Annotated in this window: 27 protein-coding genes; 16 read left to right on the forward strand and 11 right to left on the reverse strand. The window is 59.5% G+C overall.

What is annotated here, in order from left to right:
- Window positions 1-3: 3 nt before the first annotated feature.
- Window positions 4-1092, reverse strand: coding sequence for a gluconokinase, GntK/IdnK-type (locus NA645_RS09725; protein WP_256048687.1), 1089 nt, complete (start codon window positions 1090-1092; stop codon window positions 4-6).
- Between the two features lie 243 nt (window positions 1093-1335).
- Here NA645_RS09725 and NA645_RS09730 point away from each other — a divergent pair, with 243 nt between their 5' ends.
- Window positions 1336-1614: a peptidylprolyl isomerase gene (locus NA645_RS09730; protein ID WP_256048610.1), complete on the forward strand. Its 279-nt coding sequence runs from the start codon at window positions 1336-1338 to the stop codon at window positions 1612-1614.
- Between the two features lie 13 nt (window positions 1615-1627).
- Here the strand turns inward: NA645_RS09730 and zapE are convergent, their stop codons facing one another.
- On the reverse strand, window positions 1628-2755 hold the full coding sequence (gene zapE / locus NA645_RS09735) for a cell division protein ZapE (protein WP_256048611.1): 1128 nt from the start codon (window positions 2753-2755) through the stop codon (window positions 1628-1630).
- Window positions 2756-2829: 74 nt separating this feature from the next.
- On the reverse strand, window positions 2830-3741 hold the full coding sequence (locus NA645_RS09740) for a LysR family transcriptional regulator (RefSeq protein WP_256048612.1): 912 nt from the start codon (window positions 3739-3741) through the stop codon (window positions 2830-2832).
- Window positions 3742-3866: 125 nt separating this feature from the next.
- Here NA645_RS09740 and NA645_RS09745 point away from each other — a divergent pair, with 125 nt between their 5' ends.
- The 4 genes from NA645_RS09745 to NA645_RS09760 all read left to right on the forward strand — a co-directional run bounded on the left by NA645_RS09745 (window position 3867) and on the right by NA645_RS09760 (window position 8570).
- Window positions 3867-5111, forward strand: a complete 1245-nt coding sequence (locus NA645_RS09745; protein ID WP_256048613.1) for a D-amino acid dehydrogenase — start codon at window positions 3867-3869, stop codon at window positions 5109-5111.
- 26 nt (window positions 5112-5137) lie between these two features.
- Window positions 5138-5491, forward strand: a complete 354-nt coding sequence (locus tag NA645_RS09750) for a RidA family protein (protein WP_256048614.1) — start codon at window positions 5138-5140, stop codon at window positions 5489-5491.
- Window positions 5492-5609: 118 nt separating this feature from the next.
- A complete protein-coding gene (locus tag NA645_RS09755) occupies window positions 5610-6581 on the forward strand; it encodes a TAXI family TRAP transporter solute-binding subunit (protein WP_256048615.1) in 972 nt (323 codons plus the stop codon).
- A 402-nt stretch (window positions 6582-6983) separates the two neighbouring features.
- Window positions 6984-8570, forward strand: a complete 1587-nt coding sequence (locus NA645_RS09760; protein ID WP_256048616.1) for an ABC-F family ATPase — start codon at window positions 6984-6986, stop codon at window positions 8568-8570.
- Between the two features lie 89 nt (window positions 8571-8659).
- Here the strand turns inward: NA645_RS09760 and NA645_RS09765 are convergent, their stop codons facing one another.
- The 3 genes from NA645_RS09765 to NA645_RS09775 all read right to left on the reverse strand — a co-directional run bounded on the left by NA645_RS09765 (window position 8660) and on the right by NA645_RS09775 (window position 11259).
- Window positions 8660-9349 (reverse strand): DUF1294 domain-containing protein, encoded by a 690-nt coding sequence (locus NA645_RS09765; RefSeq protein ID WP_256048617.1) that lies wholly within the window; start codon window positions 9347-9349, stop codon window positions 8660-8662.
- A 72-nt stretch (window positions 9350-9421) separates the two neighbouring features.
- On the reverse strand, window positions 9422-10396 hold the full coding sequence (locus tag NA645_RS09770) for an alpha/beta fold hydrolase (protein ID WP_256048618.1): 975 nt from the start codon (window positions 10394-10396) through the stop codon (window positions 9422-9424).
- 32 nt (window positions 10397-10428) lie between these two features.
- Window positions 10429-11259: an undecaprenyl-diphosphate phosphatase gene (locus NA645_RS09775; protein WP_256048619.1), complete on the reverse strand. Its 831-nt coding sequence runs from the start codon at window positions 11257-11259 to the stop codon at window positions 10429-10431.
- A 282-nt stretch (window positions 11260-11541) separates the two neighbouring features.
- On the opposite strand from NA645_RS09775, the gene NA645_RS09780 reads away from it, so the two are divergent.
- The 7 genes from NA645_RS09780 (at window position 11542) to NA645_RS09810 (ending at window position 16757) form a co-directional block, all read left to right on the forward strand.
- On the forward strand, window positions 11542-13176 hold the full coding sequence (locus NA645_RS09780) for a methyl-accepting chemotaxis protein (protein ID WP_256048620.1): 1635 nt from the start codon (window positions 11542-11544) through the stop codon (window positions 13174-13176).
- A gap of 366 nt (window positions 13177-13542) precedes the next feature.
- Entirely contained in the window at window positions 13543-13812 is a 270-nt protein-coding gene (locus tag NA645_RS09785) for a hypothetical protein (RefSeq protein ID WP_131648684.1), read from the forward strand.
- Between the two features lie 154 nt (window positions 13813-13966).
- Window positions 13967-14248 (forward strand): hypothetical protein, encoded by a 282-nt coding sequence (locus NA645_RS09790; protein WP_256048621.1) that lies wholly within the window; start codon window positions 13967-13969, stop codon window positions 14246-14248.
- 25 nt (window positions 14249-14273) lie between these two features.
- Complete coding sequence (locus NA645_RS09795; RefSeq protein ID WP_256048622.1) at window positions 14274-14561, forward strand: hypothetical protein; 288 nt, start codon at window positions 14274-14276, stop codon at window positions 14559-14561.
- 25 nt (window positions 14562-14586) lie between these two features.
- Window positions 14587-15279 (forward strand): DUF421 domain-containing protein, encoded by a 693-nt coding sequence (locus NA645_RS09800; RefSeq protein ID WP_256048623.1) that lies wholly within the window; start codon window positions 14587-14589, stop codon window positions 15277-15279.
- 108 nt (window positions 15280-15387) lie between these two features.
- Window positions 15388-15552 carry a hypothetical protein gene (locus NA645_RS09805; protein ID WP_165914197.1) on the forward strand — a complete coding sequence of 55 codons (165 nt, stop codon included), beginning with the start codon at window positions 15388-15390 and terminating at the stop codon, window positions 15550-15552.
- 101 nt (window positions 15553-15653) lie between these two features.
- Window positions 15654-16757 (forward strand): DNA topoisomerase IB, encoded by a 1104-nt coding sequence (locus NA645_RS09810; RefSeq protein ID WP_256048624.1) that lies wholly within the window; start codon window positions 15654-15656, stop codon window positions 16755-16757.
- Between the two features lie 5 nt (window positions 16758-16762).
- Here the strand turns inward: NA645_RS09810 and NA645_RS09815 are convergent, their stop codons facing one another.
- The 3 genes from NA645_RS09815 to nfuA all read right to left on the reverse strand — a co-directional run bounded on the left by NA645_RS09815 (window position 16763) and on the right by nfuA (window position 19426).
- Entirely contained in the window at window positions 16763-17716 is a 954-nt protein-coding gene (locus NA645_RS09815) for a sensor domain-containing diguanylate cyclase (protein ID WP_256048626.1), read from the reverse strand.
- 2 nt (window positions 17717-17718) lie between these two features.
- The gene (locus tag NA645_RS09820) at window positions 17719-18702 is read right to left on the reverse strand and encodes a response regulator (protein WP_256048627.1); all 984 of its coding nucleotides are present in this window, start codon (window positions 18700-18702) and stop codon (window positions 17719-17721) included.
- Between the two features lie 139 nt (window positions 18703-18841).
- On the reverse strand, window positions 18842-19426 hold the full coding sequence (gene nfuA / locus NA645_RS09825) for a Fe-S biogenesis protein NfuA (RefSeq protein WP_131648677.1): 585 nt from the start codon (window positions 19424-19426) through the stop codon (window positions 18842-18844).
- A gap of 283 nt (window positions 19427-19709) precedes the next feature.
- Between nfuA and metH the strand changes: the two genes are divergently transcribed.
- From metH to NA645_RS09845, 4 genes are all read left to right on the forward strand, one after another.
- Complete coding sequence (gene metH / locus NA645_RS09830; RefSeq protein ID WP_256048628.1) at window positions 19710-23402, forward strand: methionine synthase; 3693 nt, start codon at window positions 19710-19712, stop codon at window positions 23400-23402.
- Between the two features lie 135 nt (window positions 23403-23537).
- Window positions 23538-23870: a DUF5629 family protein gene (locus NA645_RS09835; protein ID WP_256048629.1), complete on the forward strand. Its 333-nt coding sequence runs from the start codon at window positions 23538-23540 to the stop codon at window positions 23868-23870.
- A gap of 260 nt (window positions 23871-24130) precedes the next feature.
- Window positions 24131-24958 carry a class A beta-lactamase gene (bla, locus tag NA645_RS09840; protein ID WP_256048630.1) on the forward strand — a complete coding sequence of 276 codons (828 nt, stop codon included), beginning with the start codon at window positions 24131-24133 and terminating at the stop codon, window positions 24956-24958.
- A 73-nt stretch (window positions 24959-25031) separates the two neighbouring features.
- Entirely contained in the window at window positions 25032-25490 is a 459-nt protein-coding gene (locus NA645_RS09845; protein WP_256048631.1) for a GNAT family N-acetyltransferase, read from the forward strand.
- A gap of 6 nt (window positions 25491-25496) precedes the next feature.
- On the opposite strand, the gene NA645_RS09850 is transcribed toward NA645_RS09845, so the two are convergent.
- On the reverse strand, window positions 25497-26408 hold the full coding sequence (locus tag NA645_RS09850) for a DMT family transporter (RefSeq protein WP_256048632.1): 912 nt from the start codon (window positions 26406-26408) through the stop codon (window positions 25497-25499).
- Window positions 26401-26916 carry a MarR family winged helix-turn-helix transcriptional regulator gene (locus tag NA645_RS09855; protein ID WP_256048633.1) on the reverse strand — a complete coding sequence of 172 codons (516 nt, stop codon included), beginning with the start codon at window positions 26914-26916 and terminating at the stop codon, window positions 26401-26403. Before NA645_RS09855 ends, NA645_RS09850 begins: the two co-directional genes overlap by 8 nt.
- Window positions 26917-26986: the final 70 nt, after the last annotated feature.

Here is a 26986-nt window from a genome sequence, read left to right on the forward strand (position 1 = left end):
AAGTCAGTCGGCCGTTACATTGGCGTCGGCGGCATGCGGCTGGGGCTGTCCGCGCCATACGTTCACGAGTTGCAAAAGCGCCAGGACCGTCAGTGCGATCATGCTGGCCATCACCGGTAGCATCGCTACTGCCAGCGGATAGCCCACTACCGGGCTATTGATGTTCCAGCCGAACTGCATCTGGTTCCATCCGCCCATAGCAGCCATGCCGCTGGCGACGGCCACCATCAGCCAGCTGACCGAATCGACCAAACGGCGAAACAACTTTGGAAAACGATCACGGATCATGCTGAAAGCCATCAGCTCTCCACGGCGCATGCTCGACGCGACGCCAACGAAGACCAACCAGACGAAGGCCAATCGCGAAAGCTCCTCGGCGCCAGTCCAACCGGTACCGAAGGCATAACGCAGCACCACGCTGCTAAACACCACGATCACCATAAAAGCGAGCAAGCCCGCCATCAGCCAATCGGTGATCCGATCGAAGCTCTGCGCTATTTTTCCGCTGTAGATGGGTGCGCTAGTCAACTCAGCGCCGCGCGCCAGCTCTGTGTTAGCGCTATCAAGCGGGCGTGCGGAAAGATCCTCGCGATCGGCGATTTCAAGTCCAGAATCACGCTGCATCCAGCTGACGATTTCTCCGAGGACCTGCTCGCGCGACTGGCTGGCATCGACTACCAGCACACCGGGTTCGCCTTCCGGCGACTCGAGTGTGGCGAACTGGCTGTCCACCAAAGAAATCGGCATGAAATGTCCAGCACGGCCACCCACGCGCTGAACGGCCGTGTCGTAATCGATGGACAGATGCGCGAAACGCAAGGTGGGAACCGCATCGCGCAATAGATCACGGTAGCGGCGCTTGAGCGCTGAACAGGCCAGCACGAAGCCGACGTCGTCTTCGATTGCCTTTTGCATCTCGATGATGAGCTTCTGCAGCCACTCGACACGATCAGTGTCGGATAGCGGCGTGCCCGCGCGCATACGGGCAACGTTCTCTTCGGGATGGAAATTATCGGCTTCGATATGACGAAAACCCAATGCTTCGGCGACGGCATGGCTGGTGTCGGTCTTGCCCGAACCGCTGACGCCCATAACCACCAGCGCGCGGCTGGCGACGGGAATGTCGCTATGGGAGTGGAAATCCACTATCGGCTCTCCAGCAGCATCAATGTGCCGCGTTATGATTGTTGAGCCGGATGGTAGCGCTAACATATTTTTACTATAACTACCGTTCGTCGCTTTTCGACTCGGCCGAACGGTCGCTTTGAATGCCTTGGTGCTTCGGTTTTGCCCACGTGCTGACTACAATCGCCGCCGCATCCGAGGAGACCTGTAATGCCCAAAGCCATGGCACGCCACATCCTGGTAAAGACCGAAGCCGAAGCGGCGCAACTGAAAAAGCGCATCGCCAATGGCGAAGCCTTCGACGTGCTGGCGAAGAAGTATTCGACCTGCCCGTCCGGCAAGAAAGGTGGCGACCTGGGCGAGGTGCGCCCCGGCCAGATGTCACGCAGCATCGATCAGGTGATTTTCAAGAAACCGTTGCGTGAAGTGCATGGGCCAGTGAAAAGTCAGTTCGGCTATCACTTGGTGCAGGTCTTCTATCGCGACTGAGAATTCTCAGTTCTCAGTTCTCAGTACCGAAGCGCTGCAGCTGCATCTCCCGCAGCCGGCTCAGCGTGCGGCGAAAGGCGAACGAGAGATAGCCCTGGGTATAGAGCTCGTCCATCGGCACCTGCGCCTGCAGATACAGCGGTACCTGACGGTCATAGCATTCATCCACCAGCGCAATGAAACGCCTGACCGCATCGTCGCGTGCGGCCAGCTTGGGCAGGTCACGGTCCCCCGCTTCCACCCGAGCGGCCGCGTCTTCGGTGCCACGAGCGATGCGCCCTTCCCTCTGCTCGCTGCCTAGCCGCGGCACTTCGCTAATCAGGATTGCGGAGAAACGGTCGCATAGCTCGATGAAATCCAGCGCAGAAAACGGCTGCTCGCATAGATCGGTGAAGCGACACCAAATTGCCGACTGGCTGCGATGCACCACCTTCAAAGATCGCCTTCCGAAAATTACGGGATCGCTGCTGACAGTGCCCTCAGCCAGCTCGTCGAACACCAGCTGCAACGCACCACTGCTTTCCCCGTCGCTGACCCAGTAACGCTGCACCACAGCGCCGGGCCGCAGGCGGTGGTCCTCGCCGCCATCCATATTCACCACATGCATATGCTGCTCGATGGCGGCAATGGCGGGCAGAAAGCGCTCTCGATTGAAGCCATCGGCATACAGCTGACTAGGCGGCTGATTGGATGTAGCGACGATCACCACGCCTTGCTCGAACATCACCTGAAACAGACGGCCCAGGATGATCGCATCGCCAATATCGGCCACGAACAGCTCATCGAAACACAGTACGCGGACCTCTTCGGCAAGCTCGCGGGCAAGCGCTTGCAGAGGATCTGCGGTGCCGTTGAGCGCGAACAGGCGCATGTGCACCCAGCGCATGAAGTGATGGAAATGCAGCCGACGGGACGGCACGTGCAAGCTGCGATGGAAGATATCCATCAGCCAGGTCTTGCCACGCCCCACCGGTCCCCAGAGATAAATACCCGGTGGCGACGCTCCGATAGCGTCGGGCTGATGCAACGCCTGGTGACAGGTCTGCAGCAGCTCGACGGCACGCAGCTGCGCGGCATCGCTAACGAACCCGCCGCGGACCATGGCCTGCTGATACCGGGCAAGCGGAGAAGCGTGATCCATGAAAATAGCCGACGTCAAAGTTGACCGCGATGGTAGCCGAGCGATGCACGAAGCACAGCCGTAGACGCAGTCGATCAGAGGCGTCCCGGCACAGCCATGAGCCTCTCCGCCTGTTGGCGAACCTGGGCCAGCAATTCCAATTGCGCAGCCGACGAGGCTTCCTGGGCGCGCACCAGTGCGTACAGCGGCACCGGAATCATCGGTTCCAGCGGCCGCGCCTGCATGGCGTGATCCCCGCCGGCCAGCGCCGTAAGCGGATCGACCAAAGCCAGCCCCTGCCCGGCCGCCACCAGCGAACGCGCCAACTGGTAGGTCTGCACCCAGGTACTGATACGCGGCGGCGGATCGAGCTCTTCGAGGTGTCCGCGCAGCAGGCCGCCCAGCGCATCGCGGGTGTCCAGTCCGATCAGCGGCGCATCGGCCAACTCCTCCAGTCGCAAGGGGCACGCCAGCTCGGCAGCGGACCACCAATTGGCCGGCGCGATCACCATCATCTGCCCCTGCGCGAGCACCTCGCTGCTCAAGCCAGGGTGCTCAACCGACTGCAAGGTCAGCCCAAGATCGGCTTCGCGCAGCAACAAGGCCTCAACGATTTCCGCCGTGTGCTGGGTGGCGAGCTGACAGGGCGTGCTGGCGAAGCGCTCCCGCCAGCAGCGCAACGCTTCTGGCAGCAGCACCTGGGCCAGCGCGGGTGTGCAGATCAGCCGCAACGCCCGCTCTTCACCACGGCCGAGATTACCGGCCAGACGCCGAAGGCTCTGCAAGTCTGCAGCCAAGCGTTCGGTTTCCTGTTGCAGGATGCGCGCCTCGGCGGTCGGCTGCAGCTTGCCGCGCACCCGACTGAACAGCGCGAAGCCGAGCTGCTGCTCGGCGTGCTTGAGAATCTTGCTCGCCGCAGGCTGAGAGATATGCAGCAGCTGCGCGGCGGCGGTCAGGCTGCCGGTTTGCAGGATGGCCTGGAACAGTTCGATGTGGCGAAGGCGCATGCAAAGATCCCCAGATTGACGGGCCGAAGCATAACCCCAGGTTATGGGTTGCCTCCAACCTTTCATTGGCCGCTTCGCTGGTGTCGGACCTAGGCTTCCGTCATCCATTTTCACGGAGCGGCACGATGCGAATTGCGGTAATCGGCGGCGGCGTCATCGGGCTGACCACGGCCTATGCACTGGTGCGCCAAGGCCATCAGGTCGAGCTGATCGAGAAACGCGATCAGGTGGCGCTGGAGACCAGCTTCGCCAATGGTGGCCAGCTGAGTTATCGCTACGTATCGCCGCTGGCCGATGCCGGTGTGCCCTTGCAGGCGCTCGGCTGGATGTTCCGCGGCAACGATGCCCCACTGCGTTTCCGGCCCAAGATGAGCATGCAGCAGTGGCGCTGGTGCTCGCGTTTCCTGCTCGCCTGCCGCCGCTCGACCAATAAGCGCAACGCCTCCCACTTGCTGCGCCTGGCCCTTCATAGCCAGCAGGTGTTGCGCAACTGGCGCGAACAGGACGGCTTGGACGACTTCGCCTGGCGCGCCAACGGCAAGCTGGTGATCTACCGCGACCGTGCCAGCTTGGACAAAGCCGCCTCAGGTCTGAGTAACGAAGGCAATCAGCAGCTGTTCGATGCCGATCAATGCGCAGCCATTGAGCCCGCATTGCAGCCTTTGGCTGGCGCCCTACAAGGGGGCATCTACTCGCCCGGCGACGAAGTCGCGGACTGTCACCTGTTCTGCCGACGGTTGCTGGAACGGCTTAGCAAGTCGCCCAACTTTCACCTGCACAGCGGTCAGACGGTCAATACATTGCGCAGCGAGCATGGCCGCGTACGCGCGGTGGTGCTCGGCAACGACGAACTGACCGTGGATCACCTAGTGATCGCCGCCGGCGCTGCCAGTGTGGCGCTGCTGCGACCGCTCGGCATCGAATTGCCGATCTACCCACTCAAGGGGTACAGCCTGACGTTGCCGTTGCGCAGCCATGCCGGAATCCCTGATACCAACGTCACCGACTACGACAACAAGGTGGTTTACGCGCGCCTCGGCGATAACTTGCGAGTGGCGGCGATGGTCGATATCGGCGGCTGGGATGCGAGCCTGGATCAGGGGCGGATCGCCATGCTGCAGCACCTCGCCAGCGAGACCTTTCCCGCCGCGGGGGACTATCGCAGCGCTACCCAGTGGGCGGGCCTGCGCCCGGCGACGCCAGAGGGTACGCCGCTGCTCGGCGCGACTACGCTCGACAATCTCTGGCTCAACGTCGGCCATGGCAGCCTTGGTTTCACCTTGGCCTGCGGCAGCGCCGACCTGCTTTGTGGTCTGATTGGCGACCAGCGCCCTGCCGTTGCGCTGGATGGTCTGACCCTCGCGTCCTGATTTGCATTACTTCAAGAGGAATACGTATGACCCTGCAACGCATCGAGACCAACGAACGCATGTCCGCCGCCGTGACCTTTGCCAACCTGGTATTTCTGGCCGGACAGGTGCCGGATGACCGTAGCGAAGATGTCGCCGGGCAGACCCGCCAGGTGCTGGCTAAGATCGATAGGCTGCTGGCCGCGGCCAGCTCCGATCGCTCGCGGACGCTGAGCGCGCAGATCTGGTTGAAGAACATCGACGCCGACTTCGCGGCGATGAACGCTGTGTGGAGCGAATGGTTGCCCGCCGGTTGCGCGCCGGCCAGGGCCACCGTCGAAGCGCGCCTCGCTTCTGCGGACGTGCTCGTGGAAATCATGGTGATCGCCGCCAGCGCCTGAGCGGTTCCTCCGTAGCAGAGCTGGCAGCGATGCCCGATAAGCCGCCGTCGCCGTGATGGACGACACGTGAGCTGACCCCTTGTTTCACCAATAACAACAACATGAGAGGGATTCGACGATGAATCAGAGTATCCGTATCGGTCTGCTGGGCTGTGCCTTGGCAGGCTCGCTGAGTGCAACCACGGCTGTGGCCCAAGAGCGCTTCGTCACCATCGGCACCGGTGGCCAGACCGGCGTCTACTACACCGCTGGACAATCGGTGTGCCGCCTGCTCAATCGCGCCGAGGTGCAGCCGGCGATCAAGTGCAACGCGCCGTCCACCGCCGGCAGCGTCACCAATATCGTTTCGTTGCGCAACGGCGAATATGAGTTCGGCTTCATCCAGTCCGACCATCAGCACAAAGCGCTGAAGGGGCTCGCGCCGTTCGACAAGGACGGTCCGATTGATGAGCTTCGGGCGGTGTTCTCCTTGCAGACAGAAATCCTCACGGTGGTGGCCCGAGCCGACAGTGGCATCAAGACATTCGATGATCTCAAGGGCAAGCGAGTGAACATCGGCGTGCCGGGCTCCGGCAGCCGCGACACCTTCGACGAGGTGATGAAGGCCAAGGGTTGGACCAACGCCGACTTCTCTCTGGCCGGCGAACTCAAGCCCGCGGAAATGGCTTCGGCGCTCGGCGACAACAACCTCGACGCCATCACCTACGTGGTCGGCCATCCCAGCGGCGCCATTCAGGAGGCGCTGACCAATGTCGAGGCCGAGCTGATTCCGGTCAGCGGTGCGGAAATCGAGAAGTTTCTCCAGGGTGCCGATTACTACACCGCCGCCGAAATTCCAGCTGGACTCTACCCAGGCGTGGATGCGGCGGTGCCTTCGATTGGCGGCAAGGCCGTGCTGGCGACCACCGCTAAGGCCGACCCGGAAGTGGTGTATCAGCTGGTCAAATCAGTGTTCGACAACCTAGAACGATTCAAGCGCCTGCATCCTGCCTTCGCCAATCTGGAAGCCAAGGACATGATCCGCGTCGGCCTCACCGCGCCGCTGCACGAGGGTGCCGAGCGGTTCTATAAGGAGAAAGGCTGGTTGTGACCGAATTGCGCTGCTCTGACAGGGCGGCGCTTTCCATCAATGCCGTGCAGCTCACTGACGATGCAGGCAAGGTGAGCGTCCCACGGCACTTAGGCGTCTGGATCCTCGCAGTCATCCGTCGCGCCGCAGCGATGGCATTCCCTGATCGATGGTAGTGACCATCGCGTTTACCCGCCTCGCTTTATCTTTCTTGCCGCGCAGCCTTGGTGGCTGATCTTGATGGCTGATCTTGATGGCTGATGGCGCAGCCGACCGAACGGACACGCGAAGCCCTGTCGAATCGCGGCCATCCGCACTACAATGCACGCCCTTTACGCAACTCGCCTCTCGCACCGGTCGGATCGACCGGGCTTGGTCGCGTCTGTGCCGCACCCCGGCCTCTCTGAAACCCAGGACACCGCTTTGATCTCCACAGCTAACATCACCATGCAATTCGGCGCTAAGCCTCTGTTCGAGAACGTTTCCGTCAAGTTCGGCAACGGCAATCGCTACGGCCTGATCGGCGCCAACGGCTGCGGCAAGTCGACGTTCATGAAAATCCTCGGCGGCGATCTGGAGCCTTCCGGTGGCCAGGTGATGCTCGAACCCAACGTACGTCTGGGTAAGCTGCGCCAGGATCAGTTCGCCTACGAAGACTTCAATGTCATCGACACGGTGATCATGGGTCACGAGGAGCTGTGGAAGGTCAAGGCCGAGCGCGAGCGTATCTATTCGCTGCCGGAAATGAGCGAGGAGGACGGCATGGCCGTGGCCGAGCTGGAAACCGAGTTCGCCGAGCTGGACGGCTACACCGCCGAATCCCGCGCCGGCGAGCTGCTGCTGGGCCTGGGCATTCCGCTGGAGCAGCACTTCGGCCCGATGAGCGAAGTGGCGCCCGGTTGGAAGCTGCGCGTGCTGCTGGCCCAGGCGCTGTTTTCCGACCCGGAAGTGCTGCTGCTGGACGAACCGACCAACCACCTGGATATCAACACCATCCGCTGGCTGGAAGACATTCTCAAAGTCCGCAACGGCACCATGATCATCATTTCCCACGACCGGCACTTCCTAAACAGCGTGTGCACGCACATGGCCGACCTGGATTACGGTGAGCTGCGTCTGTTCCCCGGCAACTACGACGAGTACATGACCGCGGCCACCCAAAGCCGCGAGCGCCTGCTGTCAGACAACGCCAAGAAGAAAGCGCAGATTGCCGAACTACAAACCTTCGTCAGCCGCTTCTCGGCCAACGCCTCAAAAGCCAAGCAGGCCACCTCGCGCGCCAAGCTGATCGACAAAATCCAGCTCGACGAAGTCAAACCGTCCAGCCGCGTCAGCCCGTTCATTCGCTTCGAGCAGACCAAGAAACTGCACCGTCAGGCCGTGACGGTAGAAAGCCTGGCCAAGGGCTTCGACGGCAAGCCACTATTCAAGAACTTCAGCTTCACTGTCGAAGCCGGTGAGCGCGTCGCTATCATCGGCCCCAACGGCATCGGCAAGACCACGCTGCTGCGTACTTTGGTCGGCGACCTTCAGCCGGATGCCGGCTCGGTGAAGTGGACCGAAAGCGCTGACGTCGGCTATTACGCGCAAGATCATGCCGAAGATTTCGAAGATGACGCGACCCTCTTCGACTGGATGGGCCAGTGGACCCAAGGCGGCGAGCAGCTGGTGCGCGGCACTCTCGGCCGCATGCTGTTCTCCAACGACGAAATCCTGAAATCGGTGCGAGTAATTTCCGGTGGCGAGCAGGGCCGCATGCTGTTCGGCAAGTTGATCCTGCAAAAGCCCAACGTGCTGGTGATGGACGAACCGACTAACCACCTGGACATGGAATCCATCGAGGCGCTGAACCTGGCGCTAGAGAACTATCCGGGTACGCTGATCTTCGTCAGCCATGACCGCGAGTTCGTAGGCTCGCTGGCCACGCGCATCATCGAGCTGTCCGAGTCGGGCGTGACCGACTTTAGCGGCACCTACGATGATTACCTGCGCAGCCTCGGCGTGATCTAACGGATCGCAGCGATAGAAGACGCCCCGCTAGCACGGGGCGTTTTTGCATCTGTACCCAGTTGTCGCCTCCAGCTTCGCCTGAGCCTGGATCAAATCTGCGGCAATAATCGGTGGAGGCGCTGGAGATACAGATAGTCGAACCACGCAACCTGATGCGCGATGACGATCAGCCAGAACACCAGCTGGAACGACAGTTTGCGGGTTTTGTGTCGCAACCATTGCTGGGCGATCAATGCGCCCGGCCAGCCACCGAGTAATTCGACCAGATGCAGCCGCGCCTCGGGTGTGCGCCAACCACTGCGCAACGCGCGGCGTTTGTCATGCAGATACAGCCCAAAGGCCAGCAAACTAGCCAGTACGTATGCGAACAGCGGCCAGTTGCTGCCCTGCTCCGCCAATCGAAGGCTGCCGAGCGCAGGCAGCAGACAGAGCGGGAACAACCCCAGCGCTTTCAATAGCGGCTGCTGCAACGGACCGTTACGGCGTGCGCGCGGCGCGGGCTTCACAGACTGCGTGGGGCGGGATTTCGGCAGGGACGGTTTGCGGCGTATGGCTGGTTCGTCGAGGGAAAGCGGCGCATCAAGCCGGATATGCGTAGCACGCAGGCGCCCGGCCTTGTCGGGTTCGCTCAGATACAGCACCCGGTCGCCTTGCACCGGGCGACGCACGCCACGCATGGCCGAGATATGGGCGAAGACATCACCACTACCCTGCTCTGGCCGGATGAAGCCAAATCCTTTTTGGTCATCCCAGCTTTTAAGCTGACCGCGTAATTCCATGACGGGTGATCCGGTTGGCAGGGACCGGGATTCTAATGCGTCGCTCGGTTCATGACGAGCCGCCCCAACCGCTTATCGGGGTGATGCGTAGCGGCGCTCGAGGAAACCCAGCAACAGTCGGTTGACCTGTTCGGGCTGCTCGCTCTGTACCCAGTGGCCACAGTCGCTGAGCAGGTGCTGCTCGAGGTCTGGGACCCAGGAGGGCATCTTCTGCAGCGTATGCGCTTCTAGCGTGCCTACCGGGTCCTTGTCGCCCAGCAGGAAAAGTGCTGGCTGCTCGGCCTTGCGCTCGGCCAGCGGCGCGGTTCGCTCCCAGTTACGTTCGAAATTCCGATACCAGTTCAGCGCACCGCGAAATCCACGCCCCTCGAAGGTCCGTACGTAGACGGCAAAGGCTTCCGGATCACACCAAGCCGGCGGCGAGCCGGGATCCTGCATGCCGAGATAGAGCGTGCTGCCGGCAGGCTTGTCTTGCAGGAAAAAGTTCTTCGGGACGGCCGCCGAGGTGTTATGCATCATCATCCTCAAGGTGCGCGGAATGTCCGGATCCAGCTCGGCCTCGGCAACGCCTGGCTGCTGAAAATAAAGGATGTAGTGGAAGCGATCGGAGAACTGGCTGCGGATGATGTCGATGGCGGGCTTCTTCGGGCGGCCGCCATAAGGTACGGCCATGGCAGCCACGGCGCGGACCCGCTCCGGCTCGAGGAGTGCCAGGTGCCATGCAACCGGTGCACCCCAGTCATGCCCTATCACGGCCACCGAGCGGTGCCCGAGCTGGTCCATCGCTGCCTGGATATCGCTACATACGGTGATCAGATCGTAATCCGCAACGTCATCCGGGGCGCTGCTTTGGCCGTAGCCGCGCATCTCCGGAACCAGCACCCGGTAGCCTGCGTCGGCCAACGGCTGAATCTGATGTCGCCACGAGTACCAGCTTTCAGGGAAGCCGTGCAGCAACCAGGCCACTAGGCCCTCTGTCGGCCCGGCGCTATAAACGCTAAGCGTAATGCCATTGACCGACAGCAGTTGGTGTTCGTATTCGTGCACGGAGCGCTCCTTCAGCAATGGCCTTCAGGCGCTCAACCCGCCGCGGTGCTCCAGTCGATCAGGCTGAACTGCCAAGTCGCCAGGATGATGATGCCGAAGACGATTCGGTACCAGGCAAATGCCGCATAGCTATGGTTGCCTATGAATTTCAGCAATGCCCGTACCGCCAGCATCGCGAAGATGAACGATGTGACGAAGCCTATCGCGAACACCGGAAAGTCGCCCGGCTGGAACAGCTCGCGGTATTTGTAGCCCGAGTACACTGCGGCGCCAACCATGGTCGGCATCGCCAGAAAGAAAGAAAACTCGGTAGCTGCCTTGCGCGACAGTCCGAATAGCAGACCACCGATGATGGTGGCGCCAGAGCGCGAGGTACCCGGAATAAGCGCAAGGCATTGAGCGAAACCGACCTTCAACGCGTGGGTCCAGCGCATGTTGTCGACGGTTTCGGCTTGCACTTCATGCCGGCGCTTTTCCGCCCAGAGCATCACCACGCCACCGATGACCAGCGCGGTCGCCACGGTGATTGGGTTGAACAGATATTCATGAATCAGGTCAGCGAAGGCCACACCCAGTACCACAGCCGGCATGAATGCCACCAGCAGATTGGCGGTGAACTTCTGCGCTTGCCGCTCTTTAGGCAAGCCGACCACGACGTCGATGATCTTGCGGCGGTATTCCCAAACCACAGCCAGAATCGCGCCCAGCTGAATGATGATATTGAAAGCAAGCGCCCGTTCGCCACCGAACCCGATCAGGTCGGCAACGATGATCTGGTGTCCGGTGCTGGAGACCGGCAGGAACTCCGTGATGCCCTCAACCACCCCTAGAAGCAACGCCTGAAAAGCAACCCAAAGATCCATCTACTCCCCAATAGCGGTGCAGACCACCGCGCTCGAATATGCAACGAAGGTATATGTCAGATAGCCACTCAGGGCGCTGTTCTGACTCGTTGGTGCCAAGTAAATTCAATGCATCGACATGCGGCGCTCATCTTTTTTTTAGAGCAGCCGAAAAGCTATTCGATGGCCCAGCAGTAGACGCTGGGGTCTTGCGACTCATCAGGCAGGCACGGCGCCAAGCTCCCTGCGAAGCAATGCACGAATAATAATTAAGAGAAGTCTTCAACAGGAGCATACAAACTCATGAATCTGCTAAGAAATTTTCCGATCAGCAAACGCCTTTGGCTGATCCCGGCGTTAGCAATCGCCATGCTTTTCATCCTGGGCCTGTTGATGATCCAGCAAGTGCGGACCGACCTGTACAAAGGCAAGCAGGTCATGACGCAAAACATCGTCGAGACCGCCAACGGCATTCTCAGCCATTACCAGCAACTCGAAGCGAACGGCTCGCTGAGTACTGCCGAGGCGCAAAAGGCGGCGATGGACCAGATTCGCCTGCTCCGCTATGGGCAGGACGATTACTTCTGGATCAACGACATGAAGCCAACAATGCTCATGCATCCGATGAAGCCGGAGCTCGATGGCCAGGACCTGTCCAAGACCAAGGATCCGAACGGCAAGGAGCTGTTCAACGAAATGGTTCGGGTTGCACAGCGTCAGGGCGCGGGTCTGGTGGACTATCAATGGGCGAAGCCGGGAGAGGTAGATCCCGTACCGAAGATTTCCTATGTCGAACTGTTCAAGCCCTGGGGTTGGATCATCGGCACGGGCATCTATGTTGACGATGTCGAGGCAGAGTTCCAGCGTTATGTGGTTCGCTTTTCGATCATTGGCTTGGTGATCGCCTCGCTGATGGCCGTGCTGGTCGCCATTCTGATCCGCAGCATTACCAAACCGCTGCGCGATTCCATGCAAGCCATGGCCAACATAGCCAGCGGCGAAGCCGACCTCACGCGTAGCCTCGACGTCTCGGGCAATGACGAGTTGACGACCTTGAGTCGTGACTTCAACACCTTTACCCAAAAGCTCCGTACGGTCATCACCCAACTGTTCGAAACGTCGGGCTCGCTAGACCAGTCATCCAACGCCCTCGGTGGGCTGGCCGGCCAGGCCCACAAACAAAGCCAGCAGCAATCCCAGCAGATGGAGCTGGTCGCCACGGCCATCAACGAAGTGACTTACGCGGTACAGGAAGTGGCAAAGAATGCCGAGCATGCTTCGAACGAGGTGAACGACGCGGAGAAGCAGGCCGATCTAGGGCAGCGCAATATCGACGCCAGCCTGCAACAAATCGATCAACTGTCGACGACGATCAAAGAGGCGGTTGGGGTGATTCAATCGCTGGCCGAAGAAACCACCCAGATCGGCTCGGTCCTCGAAGTCATCGGGTCGATTGCCGAACAGACCAATCTCCTCGCGCTAAACGCCGCAATCGAGGCGGCACGTGCCGGCGAACAGGGACGCGGTTTTGCCGTTGTGGCTGACGAGGTCCGCCTGTTGGCGCAGCGCACCCAGACCTCGACAGCGGAAATTCACACGATGATCGAACGCCTGCAGAAGAACTCGGGAGCTGCAGTCACCGTCATCATGAATAGCAGTCGCGCCTCACAGGCTACAGTTGAACAGGCCAGTCAGGCCGGTGAGAGCCTTGGCCAGATCGCTCAGGCGCTGCGCAATCTGTCAGGTCTGAATGCTTCGATTGCCAGTGCGACGTTACAGCAGAGCCACGTCGTCGAGGACATCAATCAGAACGTCACTCAGGCAGCCGGACTGGCGCAGGAAAGCACCCTGGCTGCCGAACAATCGAGCGCGGCAGGCAAACAACTTGGTGATTTGGCAGAACAGTTGAATCGATTGCTCAAGCAATTCAAAGTCTGACCGTAGACTTACCGCTGATAGTTCGTATGGCCAGTTCCCAAAGGAACTGGCCTTTTTTATTTCGACCATCTACTGCGACTTTTCGCCACGCTCCAAGTACTCAAAACGGAACGCCAAGCGTAAAGATGACTGCCCTTGAACTGCTGCAGGCCAGGCAGCATCAGGCTTTCATGGCCCGATTAATCCAAACCTCGCGCCCGCAACTAATCCTATACCTTCGGCTAATTGCAAAAATCTCCAGCAATTACGAACTGTCTGTGTGACTTATCAGTCCTCTGTGTACATCAATGGATATGTAAGCCAATGCCGGCAGCCTGGCGGCAGGCTCAATCCGAATTTTGGTATCACCTAGAGAGACATGCCCCCATGAACAGCCCCCTTCGTTTCAACGACGCCCTTCTTATTACTGACCGCGCCTTCAAGCCGTTCCAGTGCGTCGCCTGGACGCTGCTCGAAGGCAACGGCGACCTCAGCATCACCGTCGTGGATGGCAGCGAGTCTCGCGCTGTCGGCCATTGCAAACTGTCCAGCAATGTCTATTCCGATCCGGTCAAGCTTGGCAAATCCTTAGAGCAGGCACGGGCCGACCTGAGCCGTCAGGGCGTTCACTTCGCCCCCTGGCACATGCCCGAATAAGCATCGGCTTCGAAAGCAAAAGGCCCGGCTGCGTAAGCGCCGGGCCTTTTGCGTTGTGTTCGCGGTACCACCACGCATCGCCGCCCCGCTTGTTCGACTGATCCATTCGCCTGTTTCACGGTCCCAGCAATAAGTGAATCAAAAGGAGCGAGCCATGAAAGGTGCAGAAGCCTACGTCAATGATCAGTGGCATAGCAGCGGGCTGGCAAATCTGCCAGAAGGTCCCGAAGCGCATTGCATTACTTTGAAATTCATCATTCCCCGCGATGCTCAATTCACCGGACTGCTCAATCATGTGTGCGAAGTCGCGCAACGGCGGCTGAGCGAGTTCTATGAAGGGCGCAAGGTAACGCACAAACCAGTGGTGGGTTCGGTCGTCGGGGACGGTAGCGGTGATGGCGTAGACCTCGTTTTCGATGTCGCCCCCGCAAGCTGAGCAGCTATCACGAGGGAGCGGAACCATGACCAGTCAACAGCTCACACTCGACGAAGCCATGCGTATCAGCGAGATGGCCTTTCTACCCTGCCACGTCACCACCGTGGCGGATCATGAGGACGCCAGCTTTTCGCTGCGAGTAACCAACGCAGCGGGCGATGAAGTTCTTTCCATTGCGCATATCGCACGCTCCCAATACGCGACGCCGCTGCACCTCGCCGGGCTGCTGGAACATGCGCGTCTGCAGCTCAGCAAGGACGGAATATCGCTGAGCCCGTGGTCCATGCCTGAGCAACCGGGTATCACCGGATAACCACCCTCACCTGCCGAGACACTGAATGACTCCTTTCGATTGGCAGCGCATGCTGCTGGATAGCTTTCCTCCGATGTTTATCGCTGAGGTGGCGCTACGGGCGTTTTTTGCCTTCTGTGCGGTTTTTCTGTTTTTGAAGATCAGCGGGCGTCGCGGTATCAGGCAGCTGTCGCTGTTCGAACTGGTAGTGATCCTGACCCTCGGTTCCGCCGCCGGTGATGTGTCGTTTTATGAGGATGTGCCGCTGCTGCCCGTTGCCGCGGTGTTCATTACTCTGTTGGGGCTTTACCGGCTCACGGTATGGGCGTCGGGCCACAGCGAGCGATTCTCAAACTGGATGGAAGGCAAGCCGGTAACAATCATCAAGGACGGGCTGTATGAGCTGAACAGCCTGGAAGGATTGAACATTTCGTCCGATGAATTCTTCATGGAGTTGCGCCAGCAAGGCGTCGAGCACCTGGGGCAGGTTCGCCTGGGCATTCTTGAAACAGACGGCGACGTGAGCCTTTTTTTCAACGACGACGACTCGATACGCCCCGGGTTACCGGTTCTACCCACAGAGTACCGGCCTGCCTATCAGCAGGCGCCCTCCAGCGGTCTATATGCCTGCACGCGCTGCGGATACCCGCAAGTGATCGGCGAACAGCAGCAGGCGACTTGTCCTCGTTGCCAGAACCAGCACTGGTGCATTGCGCTGAGCAATCCGCGCTTGCGCTGACATGCGGCACGAACCCACTCCGCCTACATCGGTCACTTATAAAGACGGTCCGCGCGACGAGTCACGCAGCGCGGCTGCGCTTTTCACTCGCGATTCAGGAGCATTCCTATGCTAGGCGACTATTCCTCGATAAATGAACATCTCGAAACCGCACGAAAGCACGCTGACCATGCTGAGACAAGCGCGGATCCTGCGATTTATCGCGAAGCGATCGACGAGTTGGTAGCCGCGATAAGGCTGTTAATGCGTAACAGCCAGGAAAAGGAAAGCTGATCGCACTATGCGCCGGCTCTCGCCGGGTATGTTGCGGTCCCTGACCAGGCTTGCCGGCCACGCCGTCCGGGGCCGAATGATGTTTGAAAGAGGAGTTTCGAATGCTGGTCGATCAGAGCAGTGAGACTCCTCTAGGCTCGGCGGAAGGCGTGCGCCCGGTGCCAGCGGACGAGCAGCACGATACGGGCACTCCCCTGTGCCCCCCGCTTCCTACCGATCTTCATTACGTCGACGACCGCAGTCCCGGCATCAGTCGCCGCGTGTTGAGAGGGAAATTTGCGTACTTTTTGCCAAGCGGCGAGCGCATTCGTGATGCGGCAGAGATTTCGCGGATCAACAAGCTGGCTATTCCTCCCGCTTATACCGACGTCTGGATATGCCCAGATCCGCAAGGCCATATGCAGGCCACCGGGCGCGATGCACGCGGTCGCAAACAATATCGCTATCACGCTCGCTGGCGGGAAATTCGCGACAGCAACAAGTACGAACGCATCTTGGCGTTCGGTGCGGCCCTACCCAGGCTGCGTGCTCGCCTGGAGCAACAACTGTCCTTGCGCGGCATGCCGCGGGAGAAGGTCATGGCGCTTGTCGTGCAACTGCTCGAATCGACGTTGATCCGTGTCGGCAACTCACGATACGCGCGGGACAATCGCTCCTACGGTCTGACGACGTTGCGCACGCGCCATGTGGATGTACGGGGCGCGGCGATTCGCTTTCAATTTCGCGGCAAGAGCGGCGTAGAGCATCAGGTCACGCTGAGGAATCAGAGACTGGCGCGCATCATGCGCCGCTGCATGGAGCTGTCCGGCCAACATCTCTTCCAGTATCTGGACGAAGACGGTCAGTGCCATCCGGTCAGTTCAAGCGACGTGAATCAATTCCTGCAGGATATGACCGGTGGCGACTTCACGGCTAAGGACTATCGCACCTGGGCAGGCAGCGCGCTGGCCCTTGAGTATTTGCGAAAGTGTGATTGGCAACCGGAAGCGGTTGCGCGCCGCAATCTGGTCGAAACGGTCAAGGATGTCTCCCGACAGCTGGGTAACACACCAGCGGTGTGTCGCCAGTGCTACATACACCCCGACGTGCTCGATGCCTTTGTTTCCGGTGAACTTGCGCGGCTGCCCAAAGCGCGAAAACGTAAATGGTTGAGCAGCGCGGAGGTCACGCTTCTGAATTTTCTTACCGACCGCAATCCGGTGTGACGCACTTACTGGTAAAGCGTCACCCGGTTGCGCCCCGCTGATTTGGAGGCATACAGCGCGCTATCGGCCCGCTCGATCAATTGCGCATAGCCACTTGTGGGCTGGCTGAGATCGGCGACGCCAAGGCTGACGGTAAAGCGAATGCTATGACCTTCGTAGACAACTTCAAGCGCCTCGATGGATTGACGCAGCCTTTCGGCGACTGATACTGCGCCCTCACTATCGGTATCGGGCAGCAACACCACGAATTCTTCGCCGCCGTAGCGCCCTGCGATATCAGCGTCCCGCATGCTGTTACGAATGACGTCAGCCGTTTGCTGGATAACGGCATCGCCAGTCTGATGGCCGTAGGTGTCGTTGATCTTCTTGAAATGGTCAATGTCGAACATCACCAGCGCCGCGTTGCGATCGTAGCGGCGATGCCGTGCATATTCCTGACGCAGCATCTCTTCCCAATGCCCTCGGTTGAACAGACCTGTCAGGCGGTCGGTGCTCGATAGCCGTTGCAGCTCCCGGTTCGCCGCTTGCAGCTGGCGGCGGTTGGTTGCGACATCGGTCACGTCATAGATGATCAGGCAAATCTGCTCGATACCGCCGCCGAGCCCCTTCAACGGCAGCAGTGTGGTGTTCTGATACATGAAATCTTCTAGCCCGGTGATCGGCTGGTAATTCTTGAACCGCAGCAGGTACGGACGCTGCTCCCAGACGGTGAATGAAGGCGTGCCGAGCGTTGCGACGTTCTCTACCTTACGCCGGAACCACTGCTCGTCGACTTCCGGAAACAGCTCGAAGAATGATTTCTTTCGTGCTTCTTCGGGTAACCGCCCGGATCGGTTCTCCATGAACGTATTCCACACATCGATGCGGTATTGGCGATCCAGCACCACAACCCCAACGTCAATGCTCTGAACGATTGCCAGCAGCCAGTGAAGTTCGCTCAGATTGTTCGAGTCGGACATGCTCAGTCCATCAGGTACGCGAGTTTACGGGACAGCAGCTCAACTGAATCTTCGGTGAACAGCAACAGCAGGTCGAAATGTACATCGTGAGCTTCAATGCTGTAGCTGATTTCCACCGCAAGGGTGTTTTTCCAGCGTTGGCGGTTCACGCGGATGAGCTCATCGATCGAGGCGTGCTGGCCCAGCACTTGCGGATGCCCCTGGGAAAACACGACATCGATCTGATCGGCGATACCGCTCAGGCATGCGCTGATCAACAGACTCGACAGATCGAGCAGCATCTCAAGTTCGCGGTAATCCTCCGTGCCCATCAAGACCGCCATATCGGCCATTTCCGAGTCATGAAAGATCAGCAACGCCTCGCCGGCAATACCGCTGCCAATATATCCCTGGCAGACGGCCGTGAGCTTGTCCCCTTGAGCCGCGTCGGCAAGCGCCATATGCAGTTCGCCGACTTCGAAAATGTTCACATTGGGAACAGGCAACTGAACGAAAACGCCGAGAACTCGCGCCAGGAGCGCTGCTGCACGTCCCATCGCGACGTTCACCACTTCGCGAAACGCGTCGCGAAATGGGATCTGTCCGGTATTCCTTTGACCAAGCGAAGGCATTTCATCGCCTAACAACACTAAGCTTGCCAGCGTCTGTTGCAGATGTACCGGATCGGCGGGTTTGCGGATGAATGCAAGCGCACCCAACTCCAGCACGCGTCGCACGGCCTCGTCCTGAACGTCCGCCGAGATGACGATGACTTTGCATTCGAGGCATTCGTCGCGAAGCGCGCCAAGCACCTGATAACCGTCCATGTCCGGCATCGTCAGATCGAGCAGTAGCGCATCGATACCGCCTTCACGAATACGTTCGAGCGCCTCACGGCCACTCGACGCCTGGTGAGTATCCAGTGGCCAGGCAGCCGGAAGCGCACGCAGTAGCTGCTTGCGCGCCAGGCTCGAATCATCGCAAATCAAAAGGGAAACGGCAGACATGCAGCGCTCGCTCACGTGGTCAGCCTCCAGAACCTGAACAGCTTATCCCAGCAAACGAGCGCCGTGGCGGCGACACACAACGGTAATAGCATTTAGCCACACAACTGGCGGAAACGCCCACCGTTTAGGCGGTTAAGCCTTAATAGTAGGCGTTATCACGATTGGTATGGTCAGTTACGTCACGCACGCCTTTGAGCTCGGGAATCCGCTCCAGCAGAGTTTTTTCGATACCTTCCTTGAGCGTAACGTCAGCCTGTCCACATCCTTGGCAGCCGCCGCCGAACTGCAGCACAGCCACTCCTTCGTCGACCACGTCGATCAAAGTGACCTGGCCACCGTGGCTGGCAAGCCCCGGGTTGATTTCGGTTTGCAGGTAGTAGTTGATTCGCTCGTTCAACGGGCTGTCTTCGTTGACCATGGGCACCTTGGCATTGGGTGCCTTGATGGTCAGCTGGCCGCCCATGCGATCGGTGGCGTAATCCACCAAAGCGTCTTCCAGAAAGGGCTCGCTGACACCATCGATCCACGCCGTGAAACGCTTTAGCGCAATCGCAACGTCATCCGGCTTTTCTTCCCCAGGCTTGCAATAAGCGATGCAGGTTTCGGCGTATGGCGTACCGGGCTGAGTGATGAAGACCCGGATGCCAATTCCGGTGGTGTTCTGCTTTTCGAGCAGCTCGGCCAAGTAATCGTGTGCAGCTTCGGTAATGGTAATGGCGCTCATGGGAACTCCTCTCATACATGCCCGGCAGTGTACGCCAACCAATGCGCAGGATAAAGTCCTAGCGTTTTAGTAGGAAATACCGCCATGACCATGATCCCGGTGGCTTGCGCTCGCTTTGCAGCGCAACGTTGTCCTGCTTTTACGCCTCGGTTATTTAAGCGTGGATTCATCCCTTCCGCTCCGCAACTCAACATGAGCAAATCTCATTCAAATCCTCGAGCGATCAAAAAGCGTGCAGCTTTGTTATCATTCCCGGTCCCGTAATCAGCTCCAGGTAGTTCCCATGTTTGACCGCAACGCCCGTCTCCAGGCACTCCAGCAGGCGCTCAAGGAGCGCATCCTGATTCTCGACGGCGGCATGGGCACCATGATCCAGAGCTACAAACTGGAGGAGTCCGATTACCGCGGCGAGCGTTTCGCCGATTGGCCGCAGGATCTCAAAGGCAACAACGACCTGTTGATCCTCACTCGCCCTGACGCCATTAGCGCGATCGAGACGGCGTACTTCGACGCCGGCGCGGATATCGTCGAAACCAATACCTTCAACGCCACCCGCGTGTCCCAAGCTGATTACGGCATGGAAGAGCTGGTTTACGAGTTGAACGTCGAAGGCGCCCGCCTCGCCCGCCAGGCAGCCGATGCGAAGACGGCGGAAACACCGGACAAACCCCGTTTCGTCGCCGGCGTGCTCGGCCCGACCAGCCGCACCTGTTCGCTATCGCCCGACGTGAACAACCCGGGCTATCGCAACGTCACCTTCGATGAATTGGTGGAGAACTACACCGAAGCCACCCGCGGCCTGATCGAAGGCGGCTCGGATCTGATTCTGATCGAGACCATCTTCGACACGCTCAACGCGAAAGCCGCAATCTTTGCCGTACAAGGCGTGTTCGAAGAGCTCGGCTTCGAGTTGCCGATCATGATCTCCGGCACCATCACCGATGCCTCCGGCCGCACGCTGTCCGGACAAACCACCGAGGCCTTTTGGAACTCCATACGTCACGCCAAACCGATCTCCGTCGGATTGAACTGCGCGCTGGGCGCCAAGGAGCTGCGGCCCTATCTGGAAGAGCTGTCGAACAAGGCCGAGACCCATGTTTCGGCGCACCCCAACGCCGGCTTGCCGAACGCCTTCGGTGAGTACGATGAAAGTCCCGAAGAAATGGCTCGGGTCGTCGAAGAGTTTGCCGCCAGCGGCTTCCTCAATATCGTCGGCGGTTGCTGCGGCACGACGCCCGCCCATATCGAGGCGATTGCCAAAGCCGTCGCCAAATACGCGCCGCGAGCAATCCCCGATATACCTAAGGCGTGCCGGCTGTCAGGCCTGGAGCCTTTCACGATTGACCGCAGTTCGCTGTTCGTCAACGTTGGCGAGCGGACCAACATCACCGGTTCGGCAAAATTTGCCCGCCTGGTTCGCGAGGAAAACTACACCGAAGCCCTGGAAGTCGCCCTGCAACAGGTAGAAGCCGGCGCCCAGGTGATCGACATCAACATGGACGAGGGCATGCTGGATTCGAAGAAGGCCATGGTGACCTTCCTCAATCTGATCGCCGGCGAACCCGACATTTCCCGCGTGCCGATCATGATCGACTCCTCCAAATGGGAGGTAATCGAGGCGGGCCTGAAATGCATCCAGGGCAAAGGCATCGTCAACTCGATTTCCATGAAGGAAGGCGTCGAGGCTTTCAAGCATCATGCCCGCCTGTGCAAGCGCTACGGCGCCGCCGTGGTGGTAATGGCCTTCGATGAGGCCGGCCAGGCCGACACCGCCGCACGCAAGCGCGAGATCTGCCAGCGCAGCTACGACATTCTGGTCAACGAGGTGGGCTTCCCGCCGGAAGACATCATTTTCGACCCGAACATCTTCGCCATCGCCACCGGCATTGAGGAACACAACAACTACGCCGTGGATTTCATCGAAGCCTGCGCCTACATCCGCGACAACCTTCCCTACGCATTGACTTCCGGCGGCGTGTCGAACGTGTCGTTCTCGTTCCGCGGCAACAACCCGGTGCGCGAGGCGATCCATTCGGTCTTCCTCTATTACGCCATCCAGAACGGCCTGACGATGGGCATCGTCAACGCCGGACAGCTGGAGATTTATGACGAAATTCCAAAGGTGCTTCGTGATTCCGTCGAGGATGTGGTGCTCAATCGCACGCCCAATGGCACCGAGGCGCTACTGGCCATTGCCGATGAGTTCAAGGGCGATGGCAGTGTCAAGGAAGCGGAAACCGAGGAGTGGCGTAGCTATAGCGTCGAGAAACGACTGGAACATGCCCTGGTCAAGGGCATCACCACGCACATCGTCCAAGACACCGAAGAATTCCGTCTGCTATGCGCCCGTCCTATTGAGGTTATCGAAGGTCCGCTGATGGCCGGCATGAACGTGGTCGGCGACCTGTTCGGTTCGGGCAAGATGTTCCTGCCGCAGGTGGTCAAATCGGCGCGCGTGATGAAGCAGGCGGTCGCGCACCTGATCCCATTCATCGAAGCTGAAAAAGGCGATAAGCCAGAGGCCAAGGGCAAGATCCTCATGGCCACGGTCAAGGGCGACGTGCATGACATTGGCAAGAACATCGTCGGCGTGGTGCTCGGTTGCAACGGCTACGACGTGGTCGACATGGGCGTGATGGTCCCGGCGGAGAAAATTCTGCAGACCGCCATCGCCGAGAAGTGCGACATCATTGGCCTGTCCGGTCTAATCACCCCGTCGCTGGATGAAATGGTGCATGTGGCCAGGGAAATGCAGCGCCAAAACTTCAGCCTGCCCCTGATGATCGGCGGTGCTACGACGTCCAAGGCCCACACCGCTGTAAAGATCGATCCACACTACAAGAACGATGCCGTGGTCTACGTCACCGACGCCTCGCGCGCGGTGGGTGTCGCCACGACGCTGTTGTCGAAGGAACTGAAGCCGGCCTTCGCCACGAAAACTCGCGAAGAATACGCGATGATCCGCGAGCGCACCGCCAACCGCAGCGCCCGCACCGAACGCCTCACATACGCCAAAGCCATCGCCGCCAAACCCAAGTTCGACTGGAGCGATTACTCGCCGATCAAACCGACCTTCACGGGTCGGAAGGTGCTTGAGGATATCGACCTGCGCACCCTGGTCGATTACATCGACTGGACGCCGTTCTTCATTGCCTGGGATCTGGCCGGAAAATATCCACGCATTCTCGAGGACGAAGTCGTCGGTGAAGCCGCTACCGCACTGTTTGGTGATGCTCAGGCGATCCTCAACAAGTTGATCGACGAAAAGCTGATTAAGGCTCGTGCCGTATTCGGGTTCTGGCCCGCCAATCAGGTCGACGAAGACGACATCGAAGTCTTTGCCGACGGCGGAGAAACCTTGGCAACCCTGCACCATCTGCGCCAGCAGACGGTGAAGACCGACGGCAAGCCGAACTTCTCCCTGGCCGATTTCGTCGCGCCGAAGGACAGTGGCGTGACTGACTATATTGGCGGCTTCATTACCACTGCCGGCATCGGGGCCGAAGAGGTCGCCAAGGCCTATCAGGAAGCCGGCGATGACTACAACTCGATCATGGTGAAAGCGCTCGCCGATCGCCTGGCCGAAGCCTGTGCCGAATGGCTGCATGAGCAGGTGCGCAAGTCCTGGTGGGGCTATGCGCCGGAAGAGCAGCTGAGCAATGAGGAACTGATCAAGGAACAATACAAAGGCATCCGCCCTGCACCCGGCTACCCCGCTTGCCCCGACCATACCGAAAAGAGCGCCCTGTTCCAGTTGCTCAATGCCGATGGCATCAGCCAGGTCACGCTGACCGAACATTTCGCGATGTTCCCAACGGCAGCCGTCAGCGGCTGGTACTTCGCACATCCGCAGGCGCAATACTTTGCGGTCGGCAAAATCGACAAGGATCAGACCGAAAGCTACAGCAAACGCAAAGGTCAGGAACTGGCCGTGACCGAGCGCTGGTTGATGCCTAACCTGGGATACGACGACTAACGAAGCAATGTTGGCCTGTACGAGCGGGAGTAACGTGTGGCTCTCGCTCGTAAAGGCACATACTGAAGGGCCCCTGCTGCGCAGTTAGCGAGCCGCTCCTACCTATTTATCCTGTCGTTTATGTGGACACCAACCATGCCCGCCTCGCCCCTCTATCTCCTTGACCAGCTCGAAAATGCCGACATGCTCGAAATCGACGGACTGCATGCATTCGAATTCAGTCTCAACGACGAACTGCTGGATCGCGCCGAAGCAGCAGCGCTCGCCGACGAGCCCTTTTCTAGCGAAGAAATAGTGCTGCGGATCGAGTCGCTGGACGGGCGTGAACGGCGCCGATGGGCGTTCAGCTACAACGCCGTGATGGAAGCGCAACACGATGTCGAAGATGACAGCTGGATGCTCGGCGAACCGCCTCAACATCGCCTCAAATGCCTGGGTGCGATCAGCGCTTGCAGCGAAGACGAATGACAACGGAACAAACGGTTCATGCGCGCCAGCAAATCCTGACTAAAGCAGACGTCGCGCGCACCCGGTCGATTCCAGGGTCCTACAAGCCGGCCTGCAGGCACTCCGGGCCTCTATGCTACTTCGCTTGCTCAGGTACTTGGAGCGCAACTGCCTACCATCTTTTCGCGATCTGACTTCCAAGTGATTCTTCATTGAGCCTAACGAGACGGCGTCTTATCTCAGCTGCAGCCAGCCTCGCCGCCGGTAGCGTTTGCGCGTCCATGCTTTCGGATAGCGGTACGAACGATGCCTCGGAAAACGTCTTCATCCGTAAGGTAATGGAGCTGGAAGCCAGACTCGGTGCTCGCATCGGCGCGGTAGTCAGAAGCTCGCACGCTATGCACTGGGCGTACCGGGCAGATGAGCGCTTCCCCATGTGCAGTACCTTCAAGCTGCTCGCCTCAGGTAGCCTGCTGGCTCAAGTGGATGCAGGTCGAGAGCAACTCGATCGGATCATCCGTTTCGAGATTGCCGATGTCGTCGACTACTCGCCGATTACGAAAAGCCAGGCCGGTGGTGATGGTATGACCCTCGCTCAGCTTTGCGAGGCTGCGTTGACGCACAGCGACAACACGGCGGGCAACCTCATACTCGAGCAGATCGGCGGGCCAGGTGGGGTCACCGAATTTGCTCGGTCGCTCGGCGACACGATGACCCGGCTCGATCGCTGGGAAACCGAGCTCAACGAAGCGACACCCGGCGATCCGCGAGATACCACGACGCCAGCCGCCATGGCGCACTGCGTCGATGTCATGTTGTTCGGGGGTGCCCTCTCCGCTTCATCACAACAACAGCTGACTGATTGGCTGGTAGCCAACAAAACTGGCGATGCCAAGTTGCGAGCCAGCATGCCAGCCAGTTGGAGGATCGGCGACAAGACCGGTGGAGGCGATCACGGAACCATGAACGACGTGGCCGTCATCTGGCCGCCGCAACAACATCCCTTGATCGTCAGCATTTATATGACCGAGACGGTCGCCTCGTTCGACGACCGCAACGCGGCGTTTGCCGAGCTGGGTAGGACGCTTTACGAACTGTTCGCGGTGTGAGCCGGCACAAGGCTGGCGTTGCGAGCCGTCTCAGCTAACGTTGCGCTATTCCACCATAGAGCGAAGGCAAACCATGCAACCTGAGATCCAGCGAGCCGAACATGCCAACGTAGACGGCGTTGCCCGGCTATTCGATGCCTATCGGGTGTTCTACGGCCAACCCTCCAATCTCGAGTTGGCCCGCAACTTTATCGCCGAACGCATCGGTAATGACGAGTCAGTGATCTTCTACGCGAGGGACGCAGCTGGAAGCTATATAGGCTTCACTCAGCTTTACCCCATCTTCTCGTCCATCTCCGCGCGCCGCTCGTGGATATTGAATGATCTCTATGTGGCCGAAAGCGCCCGAGGCCGGGGCGTCGGGCGGATGCTAATGAACCACGCCCGTGAGCACGCAATCGTAACTGGCGCCACGGGCCTGTCGCTTGAAACAGCCAAGACCAATACCGGCGCCCAGCGCCTCTACGAGTCGTTGGGATATGCCAAGGATGACGAGTTCTACAGCTATTTTCTCGACCTAAGCGAGGGTTGACGCAGGTTATTCATGGCTTTCGCCACGCCGCAGCAACAGCGAGATAGCCAGGACCACCATCAGGCTACCCGGTAGCCAGTGCCAACCGATCCGTTGTGGTTGGGTGACAAACAGCAGCACCATCGACACGAACGGGACCAGATAGCTATAAGCAGTGACCGCGCCTGGTGTCAGCACCGCCGTGGCCCGCTGCTGCAGAAAGAAGGTCATGCCGCTCGAGAACACGCCCAGATAGATGACCAACGCCGTATCCATCAGGTCCATCCGAGTCAATGCAGCCGGCTGCTCCCAGATCAGCCCCAGCATACCGATCAGAATCGCGCCCATGAACAGACTCCAGAAAGTCCGCAACCCTGCCTGCCGGGCCAGTACGCCACGATGCAAGCCCCACTTGCTCAACACCGGATACAACGCTGAGGCGATGCAGCCGAAAAAGAATGCCAGTTCGCCAAAGCCGAATTTCAGCTCGGAGAGATCCCCGTTGTTTTCAGCGAGAGCAAGACCGAGGGCACCGAATGCGCCCAACGCGAGGATCGCCAGTAGCCGCCCCGCCGCTTGCTCGACACCCAAGCCACGGCCAATGCAGTAGGCCAGCAGCGGCACACTGACGAACAGCGTGGCCATCGACAACGCGCTGACACGGTGCGCGGCCCAGAACATCGTGCCGAAGAAGCCAGCCAGACTCAGGCCCATCAGCGCATACAGCAGCAGCCCCGGAAGGCTCGGCCAGCGCTCTTCCTGTCGCCATAGCAACGGGAGCAACGCCAACGCGGCAATGCTGAAGCGGATGGCGGTCAATAGCAGCGGCGGCAGCCCTTCGCTCATCAGCCCCACCGCGGGAAAGGACAAACCAACGAACAACGCCCAGAGCACCATTCCCAGGTGCGCACGGGTAACGCCATGGATTGTGTTAGTCATCGCCCTGCTCCTCCAGCGCCAGCAGCAGCGTGCGCAATCCACTCGCCAAGGCCCGCTTCTGTTCCTGATCGAGCGGCGCCTGCATGCGATGCAGGGTCGCCAGGTACTCGTCGAGACAACCGAGCAGCACGGCCTGCCCTTCGTCGCTGAGGCGGATCAACAGGCTGCGGCGGTCTGCCGGATTGGCGACACGCTGAATCAGCCCCGCGGCTTCAAGACGATCGAGCCGATTGGTCATCGCACCAGAGCTGAGCACCGCGGCGTGGCGAAGCGCGTTTGGAGTCAGCCCCTGTGGCTGACCGGCACGATAGAGCGTGGCGAGCAGATCGAACTCGCCGTCATGCAGATCATGCTTGCGAAACACCGCGGCAATGCTGCGGTTGAGATATTTGGAAAGCCGAAATACACGCGTAAAGATCGCCATCGGCGATGCGTCGCTCTCAGGACGCACGTTCTGCCACTGAGCGAGCACGCCATCGACGTGATCGCCAACCTTCGACTTACGCATAGATAGCTCCAATAAAAGAATCTTTATGTAAAGCTAAATAGGCGCAGCACAGAAGGCAAGCGCTAACGCC

Source organism: Stutzerimonas stutzeri (assembly GCF_024448955.1).
Taxonomy (GTDB): Bacteria; Pseudomonadota; Gammaproteobacteria; order Pseudomonadales; family Pseudomonadaceae; genus Stutzerimonas; species Stutzerimonas stutzeri_AQ.